Source organism: Novacetimonas maltaceti (genome assembly GCF_002906255.1).
Taxonomy (GTDB): domain Bacteria; phylum Pseudomonadota; class Alphaproteobacteria; order Acetobacterales; family Acetobacteraceae; genus Novacetimonas; species Novacetimonas maltaceti.
The window spans coordinates 1-17,248 of the sequence record NZ_POTC01000002.1; the positions used below are offsets into that span (position 1 = coordinate 1).

Here is a 17,248-nt window from a genome sequence, read left to right on the forward strand (position 1 = left end):
ATCAACAAACGTCTCGGCCAGTCGATCAGTCACCCAATCCAACCGCACCTCCACCATGCCTACACAAGGTAAACACAGCAAAACGCCGCCAACATATCCCTTCCAGTCTCTATTCTATTGTCAATGACCAAGTCCGTAGCGGCTGGTGTGCCGTTCGGTGAAGCGGGTTTTACGGAGATCGACCCCCATTGTCAACGCCTTATGCAAACCCCTCAAAAACACCGGAAAACCGCCAAACCCGAACCAAAAACTCCCATTCCCGCCACATCAACGCGAAAAAAAAAGCAAAAAAAAGAGGAGGAGGCTCACGCCTCCCCCTCCCTGCACGCTCAAACTCCCGACACGTCAGTCCGCGTCAACAGCATGCCCGTCAATCGTCAGGTGGTCGCATCCCTGCAATTTGGGACATGATCAAATCATGTGGGCACCCGGAACTTGTGTTTGCGCAGGCCTGTCCTCATACGTAAGGGGCCTTGCATCCCGCATTGCAATGACACCAACGGTCTGGATTGAACGTGCAGCGCGTTATTTTCCCTTATATCGGACATCCGCATCAGGAGTTCCATTCCCTTCCCATCGCGATGGAAATGGCAGCCCGCCACCCCGATGTCGAAGTCCATCTGGCAAGCCTGACGGAAAAACGCGAAGCGCACCTGCAATATCTGGCGAGTTTCTACCCGGAGGCGCGGGTCCAGTATGAACTCCTGCGACTGCCATCCTTCCTCCGGCGCCAGATTGACAGGCGTGGTCCGCAACCCACGGACAAGATACTGGCCCTGTTTTTAAACAAAGAATATTTCCGAAAGTTTCAGGCAATCGTCGTTCCCGAACGTACCAGCCTGTATCTGCGCCGGATGGGGATAAGGCAGCCCAGGCTGGTCTGGACCCGTCATGGCGCAGGGGATCGGGCCGTCGGTTTTGCCAAGGATGTCCGGCACTTCGACTATATCCTGATGGCCGGCCACAAGGTGGAGCAGCGCCTGATGGCACAGGGCAGCCTGCGGCCCGGCCATTACAGAAATGGAATTTATGCAAAATTCGACCTGGTGCAGCGCATGAATATTCATCGCGACCGGTTGTTCCCCAATGACCGCCCGACCATCCTGTATAACCCGCATTTCAGCCGCCACTTGTCATCATTCCCAAAATTCGGCATTCAGATACTCGATTATTTTGCGCGACAGCAGAAATACAATCTGGTTTTCGCTCCGCACTACAGGTTGTTCGACAGCCACCGTACCGAAGCACAACGGCTGTTCCGTCCCTACCAAGATTGCGGACATATGTTGTTTGATCCAGGTAGCGAGAAGAGCATCGACATGACCTATACCATGGGGTCTGACCTATATATGGGCGACGTCAGCAGTCAGGTTGCGGAATTCCTGACCACGCCGCGCCCCTGCCTGTTCCTGGATGCGCATGAAACCCGCTGGCGCGACAACCCGAACTACACAAGTTGGTCCCTGGGGAACGTGATCGATTGCGTCGCGGATCTTGGCCATGAAATCGACAGGGCATTTACGATGCAGACCCAATTCCTAGACCGGCAGAAATCATATATACATGACACGTTCGGCGATGCCGTACCGGGACCGAGCGCCGCAACTGCCGCGAATTCAATCATTGACTTTTTAAGGTCAAATGATCGATGACCGCGTTTTCTTCATTCCAAGTCCTGCCCGTGGAAGTCACATTACCGGAAATGACACGTCTCCCGACCCCTACAGATTCTGGCCAGCCGCGACGCTACGGCGATTTCGACACTTTCCTGCAGGCGCTTGATTACGCCGCGGAAGGCGAAAGTGGCTTCAACATCTACTCGGGCCGGGGTGAACTGCTGGAGGCACTGCCCTACCGCACCCTGCGACAGCAGGCGCGCGAGGTTGCGCAGCGCCTGCTGTCGCTTGGACTGAAACCCGGTGAGCGGGTTGCCATCGTCGCAGAAAGCGATGGGGATTTCGCACGCATCTTCTTTGGTTGCCAGTATGCCGGCCTGATTCCCGCGCCCCTTCCCCTGCCCGTCGCATTCGGTGGCCGCGAAGGCTATGTCGCGACCCTGCGCGGCATGGTGGAAAGCGCCGATGCCTCCGCACTGGTCATCGCCTCCATTATCGCATCGTGGAAGGATGACCTGATCGAAGGGCTCGACCTGCGTTTCGCCGGCGTTCCCGAAGACCTGCTGGCCACGCCAATTACCGTGACCGACCTGCCGGATGTCGGGCCGGACGACATTTCCTACCTGCAGTTTTCTTCCGGCAGCACGCGCTTTCCCATGGGAATCGCGGTAACACAGCGTTCTGGCATGGCAAATGCACATGCCATCGCGCTCAACGGGCTGAAGGTGCGTGAAAAGGGCGATCGCTGCGTTTCATGGCTGCCGCTGTATCATGACATGGGGCTGGTCGGATTCTTCCTGACCCCCATGACGTGCCAACTGAGCGTCGACCTGCTGCCAACCCGCGAATTCGCGCGTCGTCCCCATGTCTGGCTGGACCTGATCAGCCGCAACCGCGGCACGATCTCCTACAGCCCGTCCTTCGGGTATGAACTGTGCGCGCGCCGTGCGACTTCCATCTCGCTCGACCTGTCATGCTGGCGGGTCGCGGGGATTGGCGGCGACATGATCCGCTATCATATCCTTGAGGATTTTGCCGAACGCTTTGCCGCCTCCGGCTTCGACAGCCACGCCTTCACCGCCAGCTACGGCATGGCGGAAACGACGCTTGCCATCAGCTTCGTGCCGCTAGGCTCAGGCATCCAGACCGATACGATCGACCTGCGCATCCTTGAGACGCAGGCCATCGCCTCGCCTTCCAACGATCCGTCGCAGATGCTGCGCACGTTCGTCATCTGTGGCGAGGTCCTGCCCGGACATGAACTTGAAGTCCGCGATAGCGAGGGCAAGGTCGTCAAGGACCGGCAGCTGGGGACGATTTTCGTCCGTGGCCCCAGCCTGATGCAGGGCTATTTCCGCCAGCCGCAGGAAACAGCCAAGGTCGTCGATGCGGACGGGTGGCTCAACACGGGGGATCTTGGCTACATGCTCAATGGGCAGGTGGTCATTACCGGACGCGCCAAGGACCTGATCATCATCAACGGCCGCAACATCTGGCCGCAGGACCTTGAATGGTCGGCGGAAACGGAAATCGCTTCCCTGCGCAGCCGTGACGTCGCGGTATTCTCCGTCGATGAAAGCGACGGGGAAAAGATCGTGGCCCTGGTCCAGTGCCGCGCCACGACACCCGAAGCCCGCGAAACCCTGCGCAACGACACCGCCAGCCTGTTTCGTCGCCAGCACGGGGTCGATGTCTCGGTCATCCTTGTCCCCCCCCACACGCTGCCGCAGACTTCCTCGGGCAAGCTGACGCGTGCGCGGGCCAAGTCGATGCTGCTGTCGGGGGCGTTCAAGCCGATCGATACCACCATTTCCGTGGCCTGAGGCCACCGGTCCGGTCCCTGTCCGTTTCCGCCATGCGGCGGGAACGGATGTACTGTCGGCAGGTTAAAGCGGTACTGGTCAAAATACCGTTTTTCAATCATAAGGGGGGTCCTTCATGGGGGGACACCATCAGGCGCGCCCCCTGTTCCGGAAAATCCCGGAACCTGGCAACGACACGCTGACCCCCTTTTCGGTGATATCCGGCAGGGTCATGCCATAAGGATGTAATAATGAGTGAAACGGTAGCGGACGTCTCGGCCATCATCGTGCAGACACTGCTGGCGAACCCCAAGGTTCCCCGTGACATCAATGGCGGCAGCAAGATCGTCGAGGATCTGGCGTTCGATTCACTGGCCGTCATGAATTTCGTCATGGAGATCGAGGACAAGCTCGACGTCTCCGTCCCCCTCGACCGGCTGGCGGACATCCGCACGATCGACGACCTCGCCGCCTGCATCGTCTCCCTCAAGCAGGCGTCCTGATCCTCATGTCCATTTTTTCGAAATATGAGGGACTGTCACGCTCGCTGTCCACCGTGACCGCCGAAGGTGGCCGCAACCCGTTTGACGTGGTGATCGAACGGCCGATTTCCTCGACGGTCGGACTGATCGAAGGGCGCGAGACCCTGCTGTTCGGCACCAACAACTACCTCGGCCTCAGCCAGTCGCCCGCCGCGATCGAGGCCGCCGTGGAGGCCGCGCGCAAGTATGGCGTCGGCACGACCGGGTCGCGCATCGCCAACGGCACGCAGGGACTGCACCGGCAGCTGGAAGCCCGGCTGGCAGCATTTTTCCGTCGCCGCCACTGCATGGTGTTTTCCACGGGATACCAGGCCAACCTCGGCACGATTTCGGCGCTGGCGGGCAAGGATGACTACCTGCTGCTCGATGCGGACAGCCATGCCAGCATCTATGATGGCAGCCGACTGGGCCATGCGCAGGTCATCCGTTTCCGCCACAATGATGCCGACGACCTGCGCAAGCGGTTGCGGCGCCTTGATGGCACCCCCGGCGCCAAGCTGATCGTGGTGGAGGGGATCTACTCCATGATGGGCGACGTCGTGCCGATGGCGGAATTCGCGCAGGTCAAGCGCGAAACCGGCGCATGGCTGCTGGCGGACGAGGCCCATTCCGTGGGCGTCATGGGCGAGCATGGCCGCGGCGTGGCCGAGGCCGATGGCGTGGAAGACGACATCGATTTCGTTGTCGGCACCTTTTCCAAGAGCCTTGGGACGGTTGGTGGCTACTGCGTTTCCAACCATGACGGGCTGAACCTGATCCGGCTGTGTTCACGTCCCTACATGTTCACCGCCTCCCTGCCGCCGGAAGTCATCGCCGCCACCATGGCCGCGCTTGACGAACTGGAAAACCGGCCCGAACTGCGCCACCAGCTGATGGACAACGCCCGCCGCCTGCATGCGGGGCTGAACGCCGCTGGCCTGCGCACGGGTCCGCAGGCCAGCCCGGTTGTGTCCGTCATCCTTGATGATGTGGAACAGGCCGTCGCCTTCTGGAACCGGCTGCTTGACCTTGGGGTCTATGTCAATCTCAGCCTGCCGCCCGCAACGCCGGACCAGCACCCGCTGCTGCGGACGTCGGTCATGGCGACGCATACGCCTGAACAGGTGGATCAGGCCGTCAGCGTCTTCGCGGCGGTGGCTGGCGAACTTGGCATCAATCGCGCGCCTGTTTCCGCCTGAAGAACCCTGCCTGCCGCAGCGACCATAACAGGCGCGGCAGGCAGATCAGCGGATGGCGTTCGGCAAAGGGCGACAGCGGCAGGTCAATGCCGGAATGGCGCTTGATCTTCCATGCGATGTACCGCGCCCCCCCGGCAAAGGTAAATGCCCCCTTGGCCAGACGCGCGACATTCAGCGGCTGCCCCATCTTCCGGCGCAGCCACCAGCCATCGCGCATGTCCCTGCGCCATGTGGCATCGACCTTTGGCTCCAGTTCGTCGCCGTGCTCCACAAAGGGCAGGCCATCGGCCCGCCATGCGGCAGCCAGCAGCGCGCGATAACGGTCTTCATGTCCCTGTACAATGGTACGGGGACGCTTGCGGCTGCTCTCGACACGCAGTTCCGCGCCATAGGTGCTTGAAAACAGCGCGTTCCAGAAATCATCCGCCCGCCCCTGCCGTGGTCCCAGCGCCATGGCCCAGCGCGCGGCCATGGCCACGGCGCGGATCAGGCAGCCAAGGATGGCGTCGGCCGCCTGCTCATCACGCACCCAGACCAGGCGCACGGGCTGGCAGAAGCGTGCCCATATGGTGGTGTCCAGCGTCCTGCGCCCGGTCATGTGGCGGAACTGCTCCAGCGTCAGGATCGCGACCTTCGCACGGACCATCCGCCCGTCCATGAGGCGTTCATGATATTCCACGTTGGGCGGCAGCAACCGGTTGGCCGTGCGCGCCCAGCCACCCGCAGGCCAGTCCTGCAGCCGTTCGACGATGATGTAGAAATCCAGTATCCCGTCCATGTCCGGCTGCCGCAGGGCAGAGCCATAGAACAGCACGCCCAGCGGCCGCGACGGGCCGATCATCGCGGCGACAAAGGACGTGACGGCAGGGGGCACCGGCTGCACCAGTTCGGAGACCAGCAGGTGCGCGACCTCGCTGGCGGCCGAAGCATCGGGGACGGTATGCATCTGTTGCGCGGCCATCTTCTCCCTCACGCCTGGATGAAATCGATGGGCGGCGTGACCGACAGGTAGGTCACGCCATCGGGGCCGGAATCCAGGACTTCGCCATCGAGCACGAAATCCTCCTTCATCTCCAGCCGGATACGCCGCGCGCAGCCACTGTCATAGGCCGCATTGCGACGCAGCCATGCAGGCACGCGCCCGCGCAGCAGGGACAGCACCGCCCCCGTCAGGCGTGGCGGCGACCCCGCGACGTCGAGGTACCAGATGCCATCATCATGCGAGTCGTGCCCCTGCCAGAACGGCCACACGCCATGCGGCAGTTTCTGCAGGGTCGTCGCGAGGAACAGGAAGCATGGCCCGCTGCGCCGTGGCGTCCCCTCCACCGTCAGCGCGACCTGGTCCCCCTGCATCCATTCCTGCCGGAAGCGCCGCGACAGCAGGTGCGCGATGGAAGAGCCCAATGTGACGATCACCGCCATCTCATGCGAATACCGATCGAGAATCGCAGGCTGGTGCGCCAGTTCGATACCCCGCCGGAACGCGGCCCCACCATGGAACATGCCCACGACGGGAAGGCGTTGCGGATCACTCCAGCTGACCACGAGGCCGCGGCGGCGACGGATGTTGCGCCGCATGTCGCCCCCCGCCGCAAGGCGGTTGAGTCGCGACAGCGCCTCCATCCCGCGCAGCCCGAATCCCACGTCACCCGCAATCAGGTTCGTGTTTCCCGAAGGCAGGACCGCGATCGCGGGCAGGCTGTCGGGGCGGTAATGGCAATGGACCGCGCTGAGCACGTCACTCAGCGTGCCATCGCCACCATCGACGACGATGCACTGCACATTGCGCCGCGCAAGGTCCGCCACGGTGCGCACCAGTTCGTCCGGCGCGCCGGGCGTCAGAAAATCATCCCCCAGCGACCGCCGCGCCATCATGCTGTAATGTTCATTCCCGCTCCGATTCCGCCGACTGCGCGGATTATGGATAATGACGAAGCGTGGTGTCACGGACGGTCCCAATCGTTTAGAAATTTGACGTACGGGTCATAAGCAACCATCTGCCTCTTATTGCAAGCTAGGAAAACCAGCTTATCTCGACATAGGTGCCGTCGGGATGGCGTAACCCATACATGATGAAGCCAGCAGACAAGCCGTCTGGCGCATCCAGATGCATCCGGGGGAAAGTGCCTTTTGACCGATATTCTGATTGCACATGCCTCCGATCTGCATCTGACACTCGACACCCTTCGCATCCGGGCGCGTGACCTGCTCAACAAACGTGCCCTGAGCTATCTCTCATGGCAGCGCAGGCGGCTGATACACCGTACGGACATGCTGCGGCGCGTGATGGCGGACATCACCGCCCATAAGGTCGACATGCTGGCGGTGACGGGGGACCTGACCAACCTTGGCCTGCCCGACGAATGCGCGCAGGCCGCACGCTGGCTGTCGGAACTGCCGATGCCGGTTACTGTCGTGCCCGGCAATCATGATGCGCTTGTCAGCAGCGACTGGCACCAGTCCATCGGCCGGTGGGCGCCATGGATGGGGCCCCTGCCCTTCCCCTTTGTGCGCCGGGTGGGGCCGGTTGCCCTGATCGGCATCAATTCCGCCCATCCCACGCCGTGTTTCCAGGCATCGGGCGATATCGGCGCGCACCAGGCCGCACGGCTTGCGGACGCGCTGGAGGAAACCGGCCGGCAGGGGCTGTGCCGTGTGGTCATGATCCACCATCCGCCGCTGGCCCGCCTGACACCGCGTCGCAAGTCACTGCGCGATGCGGACAGGTTCGCCGCCTGCATCGCGCGGCACGGGGCCGAACTGGTCCTGCACGGGCATACCCATGTCTCCACCATTGCGACCCTGCCCGCGCCCGATGGCCCGGTGCCGGTCGTGGGCGTGGCCTCCGCATCCGCAAGGTCGCCAGACCCTGCACGCGCGGCATCGTGGAACCTGGTGCATATCTCCCCTGCCGCCAATGGGGGATACCGCACGGAAATCACACGCAGGATCATGCTGCCCGATGGCAGGGCCACCGCAACGCCGCCGATTATTTTCACCCCGGCCGCTTCATCCCCGGTGCATTCGGGTATAAGCACGCCGCGATGAACCTTCCTCAGTCCATGCGCCGTGGTCTCCGGGGACTGATGCCCGGAACGCTGGATCATTACCTGCTGCAGCAGGTCATCCCGCCATTTTCCATTTCACTGGGCGTGGTGATGGCCGCACTGCTGCTGGAGCGGCTTCTGGCGCTGTTCAACCTGCTGGCATCCAACGGCAGTTCGATGAAGACCTTCGTGTCGCTGCTGACGGACCTTGTTCCCCACTATCTCGGGCTGGCGCTGCCGGCGGCCATGTGCGTCAGCGTGTTTTCGGTCATCCGCCGGATGAGCCAGAATCACGAGATCGACGCCCTGATGGCCAGCGGCGTGTCCATGTTCCGCATCGCGCGCCCCTTCATCGTCGTGGGAACGGTGCTTGGCGTGCTCAGCTTCTCGCTTTACGGATTCATACAGCCTTACGCCCGCTACAACTACCGCTCGGCACTGTATTTCGCCAGTCATAGTGGCTGGACCCCGCACCTGCAATCCCACATGTTCGCCGCCCCTTCGCACGACCTGATGCTGACGGCGGAAAAGGTGGATGACGCGGGGTCGCGGATGTTCAAGGTCTTCATCCGCGACAACAGCAACCACGACCTGACGCGCTACATCACCGCGCGCAAGGGATACCTGTATATCCCCGACAATGACGAGAAGATCCGCCTCGACCTGATTGACGGCACCATCATCACCGACCGGCACGACAAAAACCCGAGCGTGATCCATTTCGACCATACGACGGAACTGTTCTCCCCCCACGGGCAGCTCGACAAGATGAAGGCCAACCGCACGCGCGGGCAGACGGAGCGTGAACTGACGCTGCCGGAACTGTATCACGGCATCCGCCACGGGATTGACGGGATCAGGCATTCCTATCTGGTGGCCGAACTGCATTTCCGCCTTGCCCGCACGGTGGCGATTCCGTTCATCCCCCTGCTGGCCTGCGCGCTGGCGGTCATGGCGAAACGGCAGAAACGCAGCCTTGGCCTGCCCATCGCGGCCGTCGCGCTGGTGGGGTTCGACCACACCCTGCAGATGGGCCTCAGCCTTGTGGCGAACGTGCACATGTCGCCGCTGCTGGTGATCTGGCTGCCGACGCTGGTCTTCGCCACATGCTGCGTCTGGGCGCTGGTCTGGCGCTGTGGCGGCCTGCGCATCCTGATGATGCCCGAACATCCATCCTCCCGGCGTGAACTGTCGCCTGACGGGCTGCCGCGCCGCGTCCAGGATGCACGCCCATGAGTGGCGGCTGGGCACGGCGCACCCTGCTGCCGGGTGGCAGGGTGCTGGTGGGATACCTGACGCGCGAACTCCTCTCCAAGGTGTTCGCCACGGCTGCCGTCATCATCGCGCTGATGGAGGTCCTGGCCCTGCTGGAGCAGGTTACGGAGATCATGAGCCGTCATCTCGGCCTGTCGGGGGTGCTGTATTATGCCGTGATCCGCCTGCCGCTGCTGTTTGGCAACGCCATGCCGCTTGCGGTGCTGATCGGGGCGCTGATCACGCTTGTGCAGCTGACAAGCTCGAACGAGATTTCCATCCTGCGTGCGGCGGGCCTTTCGACGCCGGGGCTGTTCCGCCTGTTCCTGCCCGCCGTGCTGGGGCTTGGGGTGCTCTGCGTCACTGTCGATGACCAGATCGTCCCGCGCAGCGAGGTCGCGCAGGCACGGTGGTGGAACAGTACCAACCCCTCCCCCAACGGGGTGTCGCGGGATGTCTGGTTCCGCACCGGCATGACGCTGGTCAATATTGGCGGCGTTGCGCGCGGCGGGCAGGAACTGCATGACGTGACGGTCTATCGCCGCAATGATGATGGCGGGCTGCAGAAGGTCACCCACCTGCCGACGGTCCGCTATTTCATCAACCGCTGGAGCGGGGTGCCCGACCACAGCCTGACGGTGCTCAGCGCCACCAGGGTGGAACAGGCCGATCCGGCCGACGACACGCGCCTTGTCATGGACTGGCCGCAGGCACTGACGCCCGATGTGCTGCTGCAGCTTTCGGAAAACACGCCACTTTCGATCGCGACGATGCTGCGTGTCCTGCGTAATGATTTCCCATCCAGCCAGTCGCCGGCATTCTTCATGACCGAAATACTGGGTCGTATCATGTTACCCCTGACATTTACGGTTATGCTGTTATTGGCTATTCCTGTGGTTTATATCCCTCCCCGGGCCGGGACGCGCAGTTGGCTGCCTGTCTGGTGCCTGGGTGCAGGTCTGGTGTTTGTCGTGTTCCAGGGGCTGTTGCGGGCTCTTGGCAATGCCGGTACGCTCCCCTCCGTGGTGGCGGTTTTTGTCGGGATCGTAATTTTCATTCTCGGCGTTGTGACAGTGCTATTGAGGATAGAAGAACGATGATTACCAGTACCCTGAAGAACACATCCATCCGGACGGGGCGCAGCTTCGACCTGGGGAAGATGAATCTTCGCCAGCTGTGGATTGCCTATCTCACCTATCCGACAATCCTGCTCTATTTCGCACTGGCACTGTGCAGTTTCGGCATCATGGTCCACACGTTCGTGTCGTGGCTGCCGGTATGCATCAGCATCATGTCGGTGGTCTTCGTCTATCCGCTGGTGTGGTACGCAATCCACCGCTTCATCCTGCACGGACGGTTCCTCTACCGCGTGAAATGGACATCCGCGCTGTGGAAACGCATCCATTTCGACCATCACCAGGACCCGCACCTGCTCGACGTGCTGTTCGGCTCGCCGCTGAACACCATCCCGACCATCGCAATCGTCACCATCCCCATCGGCTTCGCCATCGGGCAGGCGGCGGGTGCCGCGGCGGCATTCGGCGCGGGACTGACGATTACGTGCATCTATGAATTCTTCCACTGCATCCAGCACCTCAACTACAAGCCGAAGATGGCATGGATTCAGCGCATGAAGCAGCGTCACGTGCTGCATCATTTCCATAATGAAAACGGCAATTACGGCATCACCAGCTTCATCGCGGACCGCCTGTTCCGCAGCTATTACGTCGATGCCAAGAGCTGCCGGCGCAGCCCGAGTGTCTTCAACCTCGGCTACGACCAGGACGAGGCGAAACGCTACCCCTGGGTCATGGACCTGACGGGTTCGCCGCCGCGTGACCGTCCCGATGGCGCGAATCCGAACCGGAACGCCGCATGACCACGCGTGCGGGACTGAACGTACTCATCCTTGCGGGCAGCCGGCGTGGCGTGCGCGACCCGATGGCGCAGGCTGCCGGCATCTCGCACAAGGCCATCCTGCCGGTCTGTGGCCGCCCGATGATTACGCGGGTCTGTGACGCCCTGATGCAGGTGCCCGGCGTGGGGCGGATCGTGGTCTGCATCGACAGTCCCGACGCCGTGCGCGATGCCCTGCCCCCTTCTGTCACCTTCCTTCCCGAAGCCGCAGGGCCAAGCGCCAGTGTCATGAACGCGCTTGGCGTCCTTGGCGCGCCGCTGCTGGTCACGACGGCGGACCATGCCCTGCTGCGCCCCGAATGGGTCAGCGCCTTCATTGCCGATTCCACGCGCGCGAACTGCGACATGTCGGCAGGCATCGCGCTGGAACCTGCGATCCTGCGCGACGTGCCCGATACGAAACGCACGATGATCCGCCTGGCCGATGGCGCATTTTCCGGCTGCAACCTGTTTTTCCTGCGCACGCCCGCCGCGATGTCGGTGCTGAAACTGTGGCAGCGGCTGGAAAATGACCGCAAGCATCCGTTGCGCATGGCGCGCCTGCTGGGGCCGGGCATCCTGCTGCGCTTCGTCCTGCGCCGCCTGACGCGCGCGGCGGTATGCGAACGTATCGGGCACCTGACAGGCGCGCGCGTGGGACTGATTCCCATCGACGATGGGCGTGCCGCCGTGGACGTGGACAAGCCGGCGGACCTGGACCTTGTGACGCGCCTGATCGGGCGGGAGACCGCGCCTGCATAAGGAAGAATCGCGGTACCCCTTGTGACTTGCGGTGTGAAACGTGCCATCAGACCTTCCCATGCACTCCCCCGGCCCGGACCTGCCAACCGCCGACATCCAGCCCGTGATCCGGCGTGCGGTCGCCCACCTGTGCGGACAGCATGACTGGGCGGTGCTGCACGAAATGCCCCTGCCCAACGGACGCCGTGCCGACATCATGGCCCTGTGTCCCGCAGGGAATCTGACCTGCATCGAGATCAAGTCCGGCCTGCCCGATTTCCGCAGCGACCTGAAATGGCCCGAATACCGCCCGTGGTGCGATACATTCTATTTCGCGGTGCCCCATTCCTTCCCGCAGGCGCTCCTGCCCGACGATGTGGGCGTGATGGTGGTGGATATCCCTGCGGCATCGGGCTACAGGCCGGTAATTGCCGATGCGGCCATCATCCGTCCCGCCCCGGCACATAAGCTGGCCGCCGCCCGGCGACGCAGCGTGACCCACCGTTTTGCCATGCTGGCGGCGCAGCGACTGAACCGGATGGAAGATCCCGCGCTGGCCACGGTGCTGCGCACGGCGTTACGTTCCGAGTGACCGGCCCTGCGCCCAACAGAAAAGGAAACCCCATGTCCAATCCCATTCTCTGCCGTTTCGAGGCCGCCCGTTCGGTCGTGCGCGATGCCGCCGCCCTGGCGATGAAGATGCGCCCTGCCCCCGGCGGCCCGCAGGCAACGCAGAAAGCGGCCCAGGACTGGCTGACGGAAACCGATGGCGCGGTGGAGGCCCTGATCTCCCAGCGGATCGGTGAGATGTTCCCCGAAGACGGGTTCCAGGGCGAGGAGGAAGGACGCACCCGCACCGGCAGCCTGCGCTGGGTGGTCGATCCGATCGACGGGACCTCCAACTACGCACGCGGGCGCAACCGGTGGTGCATTTCCCTTGGTCTGATGGATGGGGACACCCCGGTCGCGGGCATTATCGAGGCCCCGGCCCTGCGGGAAACCTATACCGCCGTGCGCGGGCATGGCGCGTTCCTCAATGGACAGCCGATCCATGCCTCCCCCGTGTCCGATCCCGCGACCTCCCTGATCGAGATGGGATGGAGCAACCGCGTCAGGCCCGGCGTGTTCCAGCAGAAGATCGACGCCATCCTCGGCCTTGGCGCGATGCCGCGTTCGGGCGGGTCGGGCGCCATCGCGCTGGCTGAAGTCGCCTGCGGGCGGCAGGATGGCTACCTGGAAATGAGCATCAACCTGTGGGATGTCGCAGCGGCCCTCGTCCTGCTGGAGGAGGCGGGGGCACGCGTCTCCCCCTTCCTGCGTGATGGCGGCCTTGAGGGGGATGCGACCATCCTGGCCGCAGCGCCGCATATTGCCGATGCGCTGTCACGCGCAGTTGGCGTATCAATGGATTGATGGACGTCGCGCATTGACGTAACCAGCCATCATTCGGCCATGAAAGCGGGTCATGTCCCACGGCGGGACAGGCCCGTTCATGCCGCGGTCCGGCACGATCGAAAGGGAGCACAACGCGTGCGCAACGGTTTCTTCGTCAAAAGTCTCATGGCCGCAGCCCTGCTTGCGCTGCCCTGCAATGCCGTCATGGCCGCCACCGCAACCGTGGAAAAGGAACAGAACCTCGTCGACAGGGCCACGCTTGCGGTGCGGGACATCTTTTCCGGGGCAAAGTCCACCAGCAAGATCACGCACTACCTTGCGCAGGCACGCGGCGTGATCGTCTGCCCGTCGGTCTTTCGCATGTCCATCGCCTTTGGCGGCGGCAGCGGCGGATGCGTCCTGCTGACACGCGATGCCCGCGGTTCATGGTCCGACCCTGCATTCTACACCATCACGACCGCAAATTTCGGCCTGCAGCTGGGCATGCAGGACGCCGAGATCATGATGTTCGTCATGACCGACAATGGCGTGCAATCGCTGCTCGACAGCCAGTTCAAGTTCGGGGCCGATGCCGGGACATCCTTTGCGTCATCCGGTTCGGGAATCGAAAGCGGGACGGCGGGATCGCATAACACCGACATCATGGGCGTGCAGAAATCGAAGGGCATGTTCGCGGGCGCGGCCCTTGGCGGATCGAAGCTGAAGGTCAACAGTCCGGCCAACCGGGCCTATTACAACCAGATCGTCGGGCCGGAAGACATCGTGATTTCCATGCGTGTCAACAATCCCGGGGCCGATCCCCTGCGCAGTGCACTGAGCGAGGTGCTGACCACGGCACAGGCCAATGTCCCCACCGGTGGCGCGGGCACCACGACATCCAGCAGCCAGCCTGTTGTCCAGCCTGCGCAGGCCGGAGAGGTCCATAGCCAGGACCTGCCCAGCCAGTAAGGGAAATTACCAAAAGTTTTTGGGAGCCGCCTTTTTCCAGGAAGGCGGCGTCTTTTGAAGCTTTTTGAAAAAGCTTCACCAAAAACTTCTGAATGGTTTTGGTTAAAGGGCGGGCCTATCTCTGGTGCTGCCTGAATGCGCTGACATGCCGGTTGTGATCGCCCAGACTGCTGGCGAAATCATGCCCGCCATGGCCATTGGCCACGAAATACAGCATGTCCCCATCGGCCGGATGGGCCGCCGCCTCCAGCGACGCCGCACCGGGGGAGCAGATCGGGCCGGGCGGCAGGCCCGGTATGACATAGGTGTTGTAGGGGGTGGGCGTGGTCAGGTCCGCATGTGACAGCGCATGCCCCAGAGGCCCGGCGCCCCGGTTGAGGCCATACACCACTGTCGGATCCGACTGCAGCCGCATTCCCTGATGCAGACGGTTTAGGAAGACACGCGCGACCATCGGTCGCTCCTCCGCCACGGCGGTTTCACGTTCGATCATGGAGGCAAGGACCAGCAGCGCCTGGGGGTCGGCAATGGCGGGGTCGGGCACCCGTCCTTCCCACACATGGGTCAGGGCGCGGGTCATGGCGTGCTGCATGCGCTCCAGCAGCGCCGCGCGCGACATGCCCCATTCATAATCATAGGTCAGGGGCATCACGCTGCCCTCTGCCGGGGGCGTAAATTTCCCGTCCAGCGCGGGCGCATCCGCCAGCAGCGTCGCGATCTGCAGGGCTGAGCGCCCCTCCGGAATGGTCAGGCGATGGATGACCGGCCTGCCATGACGCAGGACGAACAGCACCTGCTGCATGGACGCATGTGCGGGAAAGGTCAGTTCAGCGGCATGGAGCGCCCCGTCAGGACGGGTCAGGCGCACCGCAATACGAAAGATGGAACGGGTCCACGCATCATCGGGAAACACCCCCGCCGCCTGAAGCGAGGCATAGGCACTGCCTTCCCCGCCCCTGGCGACCACGACCACACGTGCATCCGGCAATGGGCCGGGACGGGTGAAAACCCACATCCCGAACCCCGCACCCACCAGCCCCGACAGAACCAGAACAAGAAAAACGATACCCAGTCCGGCCAGAACCTTGCGCACGTCACCCCTTTCGCGTCATCCCCCGGTGCAGGGGCATCCTATCCCCGTGATCAGACGCCGCGCAGGATGATGCTGGCGTTTGTCCCGCCAAAGCCGAAGCTGTTGGACAGGATCGTATCAATGCGACGCTGCTGCGCCTCATGCGCGACGCGGTCGATCACGCTCTCCCGCGAGGGATTGTCGAGGTTGAGCGTGGGCGGCGCGACATTATCGCGAATCGCAAGGATGGAGTAGATCGCCTCCACCGCGCCCGCAGCACCCAGCAGGTGGCCGATGGCCGACTTGGTGGACGACATCGCAAGCTTGCGCCCGTCATCACCGAACAGACGTTCGACCGCCTCAAGCTCAAGGTCATCGGCCATGGTGGAGGTGCCATGCGCGTTGACATACTGGATGTCGGCAGGCGTCATCCCCGCGCTGCGCAATGCGCCCTGCATGGCGCGGAACGCACCGTCATGCCCTGCCGCCGGCGCCGTGATGTGATGGGCATCGCCCGACATCCCGTATCCCACGACCTCGGCATAGATTTTCGCACCACGCGCCTTGGCGTGTTCGTATTCTTCCAGAACGACGATGCCAGCACCCTCGCCCATGACGAAACCGTCACGGTCGCGGTCCCACGGACGCGAGGCCTTGGCGGGCGTGTCGTTGAAATGCGTGGACAGGGCCTTGGCGGAGCAGAACCCGGCGATGCCGAGTTCACAGACCGCAGCCTCCGCCCCGCCGGCGACCATGACATCGGCATCGCCCAGCATGATCATGCGCGAGGCATCGCCAATGGCGTGCACGCCGGTGGCGCAGGCCGTCACCACGGAATGGTTCGGCCCCTTGAAGCCGTATTTGATGGAGACATGCCCCGAAACAAGGTTGATCAGCGCGGAAGGAATGAAGAAGGGCGACAGGCGCCGCGCGCGACCTTCCTTGACCGTGACCGATGCCTCATAAATCGTCTGGAGGCCGCCGATCCCGGCGCCGATCATGACACCGGTGCGGCAGCGTTCCTCCTCGGTCTCGGGCTTCCAGCCGGAATCCTCGACCGCTTCGGTTGCTGCCACCAGGCCGAGATGGATGAAACGGTCCATCTTCTTCTGGTCCTTGACAGGAACCCAGTCGGAAAGAGTCAGGCAGTTTTCTTCGGTGGGCCCGGCCGGGACTTCGCCCGCGACCTGCGCTGGCAATCCTGACGGATCGAACGCGGAAATGCGGCCAAAGCCGTTTTCCCCCGCCACCAGACGTGACCAGTTATGTTCAATCCCCAGCCCGAGCGGACTGACGATGCCCATACCGGTCACAACAACGCGTCGCTGTTTCGACGCCAATCCGGCAGACTGTATCAACCCGACCTGCTCCCTGAATCTGACAATACCTGACTGTTTCTTTACTCAAGCCTCAAAAGCCGCGAACGCAGCTCAGGCGGCCTTCTGCTTCTCGATGTAGTCGATCGCGTCCTTGACGGTCGTGATCTTTTCCGCCGCATCTTCGGGGATCTCGACGCTGAAGGCTTCCTCGAACGCCATCACCAGTTCAACGGTGTCCAGGCTGTCGGCGCCCAGATCGTCGATGAAAGAGGCGTCCGGCGTCACCTTGCTTTCGTCAACACCGAGGTGTTCGACAACGATCTTCTTAACCTTATCGGCAATTTCGCTCATCTGTCTCTGCTTCCTGTCTGCCCCTGAAGAAACGGGCGGTTCGAAACTCATTCGTCCTGGTAACGTCCCGCAAACCGGAAACGCGAG

Annotated in this window: 18 protein-coding genes; 13 read left to right on the top strand and 5 right to left on the bottom strand. The window is 62.7% G+C overall.

Annotation, left to right across the window (positions count from 1 at the left end):
- Positions 1-123 precede the first annotated feature (123 nt).
- The 5 genes from KMAL_RS17100 (at position 124) to spt (ending at position 5,138) form a co-directional block, all read left to right on the top strand.
- On the top strand, positions 124-411 hold the full coding sequence (locus KMAL_RS17100) for a hypothetical protein (protein WP_180999710.1): 288 nt from the start codon (positions 124-126) through the stop codon (positions 409-411).
- A 104-nt stretch (positions 412-515) separates the two neighbouring features.
- Positions 516-1,652 (top strand): hypothetical protein, encoded by a 1,137-nt coding sequence (locus tag KMAL_RS01120; RefSeq protein ID WP_110094055.1) that lies wholly within the window; start codon positions 516-518, stop codon positions 1,650-1,652.
- 50 nt (positions 1,653-1,702) lie between these two features.
- A complete protein-coding gene (locus KMAL_RS01125; RefSeq protein ID WP_110094056.1) occupies positions 1,703-3,439 on the top strand; it encodes a fatty acyl-AMP ligase in 1,737 nt (578 codons plus the stop codon).
- Positions 3,440-3,669: 230 nt separating this feature from the next.
- Positions 3,670-3,921 (top strand): acyl carrier protein, encoded by a 252-nt coding sequence (locus KMAL_RS01130; protein WP_003618505.1) that lies wholly within the window; start codon positions 3,670-3,672, stop codon positions 3,919-3,921.
- Positions 3,922-3,926: 5 nt separating this feature from the next.
- Entirely contained in the window at positions 3,927-5,138 is a 1,212-nt protein-coding gene (spt, locus tag KMAL_RS01135) for a serine palmitoyltransferase (protein WP_110093934.1), read from the top strand.
- Here spt and KMAL_RS01140 read toward each other — a convergent pair.
- Together KMAL_RS01140 and KMAL_RS01145 are read right to left on the bottom strand one after the other, a co-directional pair.
- A complete protein-coding gene (locus tag KMAL_RS01140) occupies positions 5,113-6,099 on the bottom strand; it encodes a hypothetical protein (protein WP_180999711.1) in 987 nt (328 codons plus the stop codon). The two genes, spt and KMAL_RS01140, sit on opposite strands and share 26 nt — an antisense overlap.
- A gap of 8 nt (positions 6,100-6,107) precedes the next feature.
- Positions 6,108-7,085 (bottom strand): diacylglycerol/lipid kinase family protein, encoded by a 978-nt coding sequence (locus KMAL_RS01145; protein WP_110093935.1) that lies wholly within the window; start codon positions 7,083-7,085, stop codon positions 6,108-6,110.
- Positions 7,086-7,268: 183 nt separating this feature from the next.
- On the opposite strand from KMAL_RS01145, the gene KMAL_RS01150 reads away from it, so the two are divergent.
- From KMAL_RS01150 to KMAL_RS01185, 8 genes are all read left to right on the top strand, one after another.
- Positions 7,269-8,186, top strand: a complete 918-nt coding sequence (locus KMAL_RS01150) for a metallophosphoesterase family protein (RefSeq protein WP_110093936.1) — start codon at positions 7,269-7,271, stop codon at positions 8,184-8,186.
- Between the two features lie 14 nt (positions 8,187-8,200).
- Positions 8,201-9,421: an LptF/LptG family permease gene (locus KMAL_RS01155; RefSeq protein ID WP_180999712.1), complete on the top strand. Its 1,221-nt coding sequence runs from the start codon at positions 8,201-8,203 to the stop codon at positions 9,419-9,421.
- Positions 9,418-10,539, top strand: a complete 1,122-nt coding sequence (locus KMAL_RS01160; protein WP_110093937.1) for an LptF/LptG family permease — start codon at positions 9,418-9,420, stop codon at positions 10,537-10,539. Before KMAL_RS01155 ends, KMAL_RS01160 begins: the two co-directional genes overlap by 4 nt.
- The gene (locus KMAL_RS01165) at positions 10,536-11,318 is read left to right on the top strand and encodes a sterol desaturase family protein (RefSeq protein WP_110093938.1); all 783 of its coding nucleotides are present in this window, start codon (positions 10,536-10,538) and stop codon (positions 11,316-11,318) included. Before KMAL_RS01160 ends, KMAL_RS01165 begins: the two co-directional genes overlap by 4 nt.
- On the top strand, positions 11,315-12,097 hold the full coding sequence (locus KMAL_RS01170) for a nucleotidyltransferase family protein (RefSeq protein ID WP_110093939.1): 783 nt from the start codon (positions 11,315-11,317) through the stop codon (positions 12,095-12,097). Before KMAL_RS01165 ends, KMAL_RS01170 begins: the two co-directional genes overlap by 4 nt.
- 58 nt (positions 12,098-12,155) lie before the next feature.
- Positions 12,156-12,668, top strand: a complete 513-nt coding sequence (locus KMAL_RS01175) for an MmcB family DNA repair protein (protein ID WP_110093940.1) — start codon at positions 12,156-12,158, stop codon at positions 12,666-12,668.
- 32 nt (positions 12,669-12,700) lie between these two features.
- Complete coding sequence (locus tag KMAL_RS01180) at positions 12,701-13,489, top strand: inositol monophosphatase family protein (RefSeq protein ID WP_110093941.1); 789 nt, start codon at positions 12,701-12,703, stop codon at positions 13,487-13,489.
- Between the two features lie 147 nt (positions 13,490-13,636).
- The gene (locus tag KMAL_RS01185) at positions 13,637-14,419 is read left to right on the top strand and encodes a lipid-binding SYLF domain-containing protein (RefSeq protein ID WP_110094059.1); all 783 of its coding nucleotides are present in this window, start codon (positions 13,637-13,639) and stop codon (positions 14,417-14,419) included.
- 115 nt (positions 14,420-14,534) lie between these two features.
- On the opposite strand, the gene mltG is transcribed toward KMAL_RS01185, so the two are convergent.
- From mltG to KMAL_RS01200, 3 genes are all read right to left on the bottom strand, one after another.
- Positions 14,535-15,512, bottom strand: coding sequence for an endolytic transglycosylase MltG (gene mltG / locus KMAL_RS01190; protein WP_110093942.1), 978 nt, complete (start codon positions 15,510-15,512; stop codon positions 14,535-14,537).
- Between the two features lie 50 nt (positions 15,513-15,562).
- Positions 15,563-16,849, bottom strand: coding sequence for a beta-ketoacyl-ACP synthase II (gene fabF, locus KMAL_RS01195; protein WP_110093943.1), 1,287 nt, complete (start codon positions 16,847-16,849; stop codon positions 15,563-15,565).
- Between the two features lie 72 nt (positions 16,850-16,921).
- Positions 16,922-17,161, bottom strand: a complete 240-nt coding sequence (locus KMAL_RS01200) for an acyl carrier protein (protein WP_003618476.1) — start codon at positions 17,159-17,161, stop codon at positions 16,922-16,924.
- Positions 17,162-17,248: the final 87 nt, after the last annotated feature.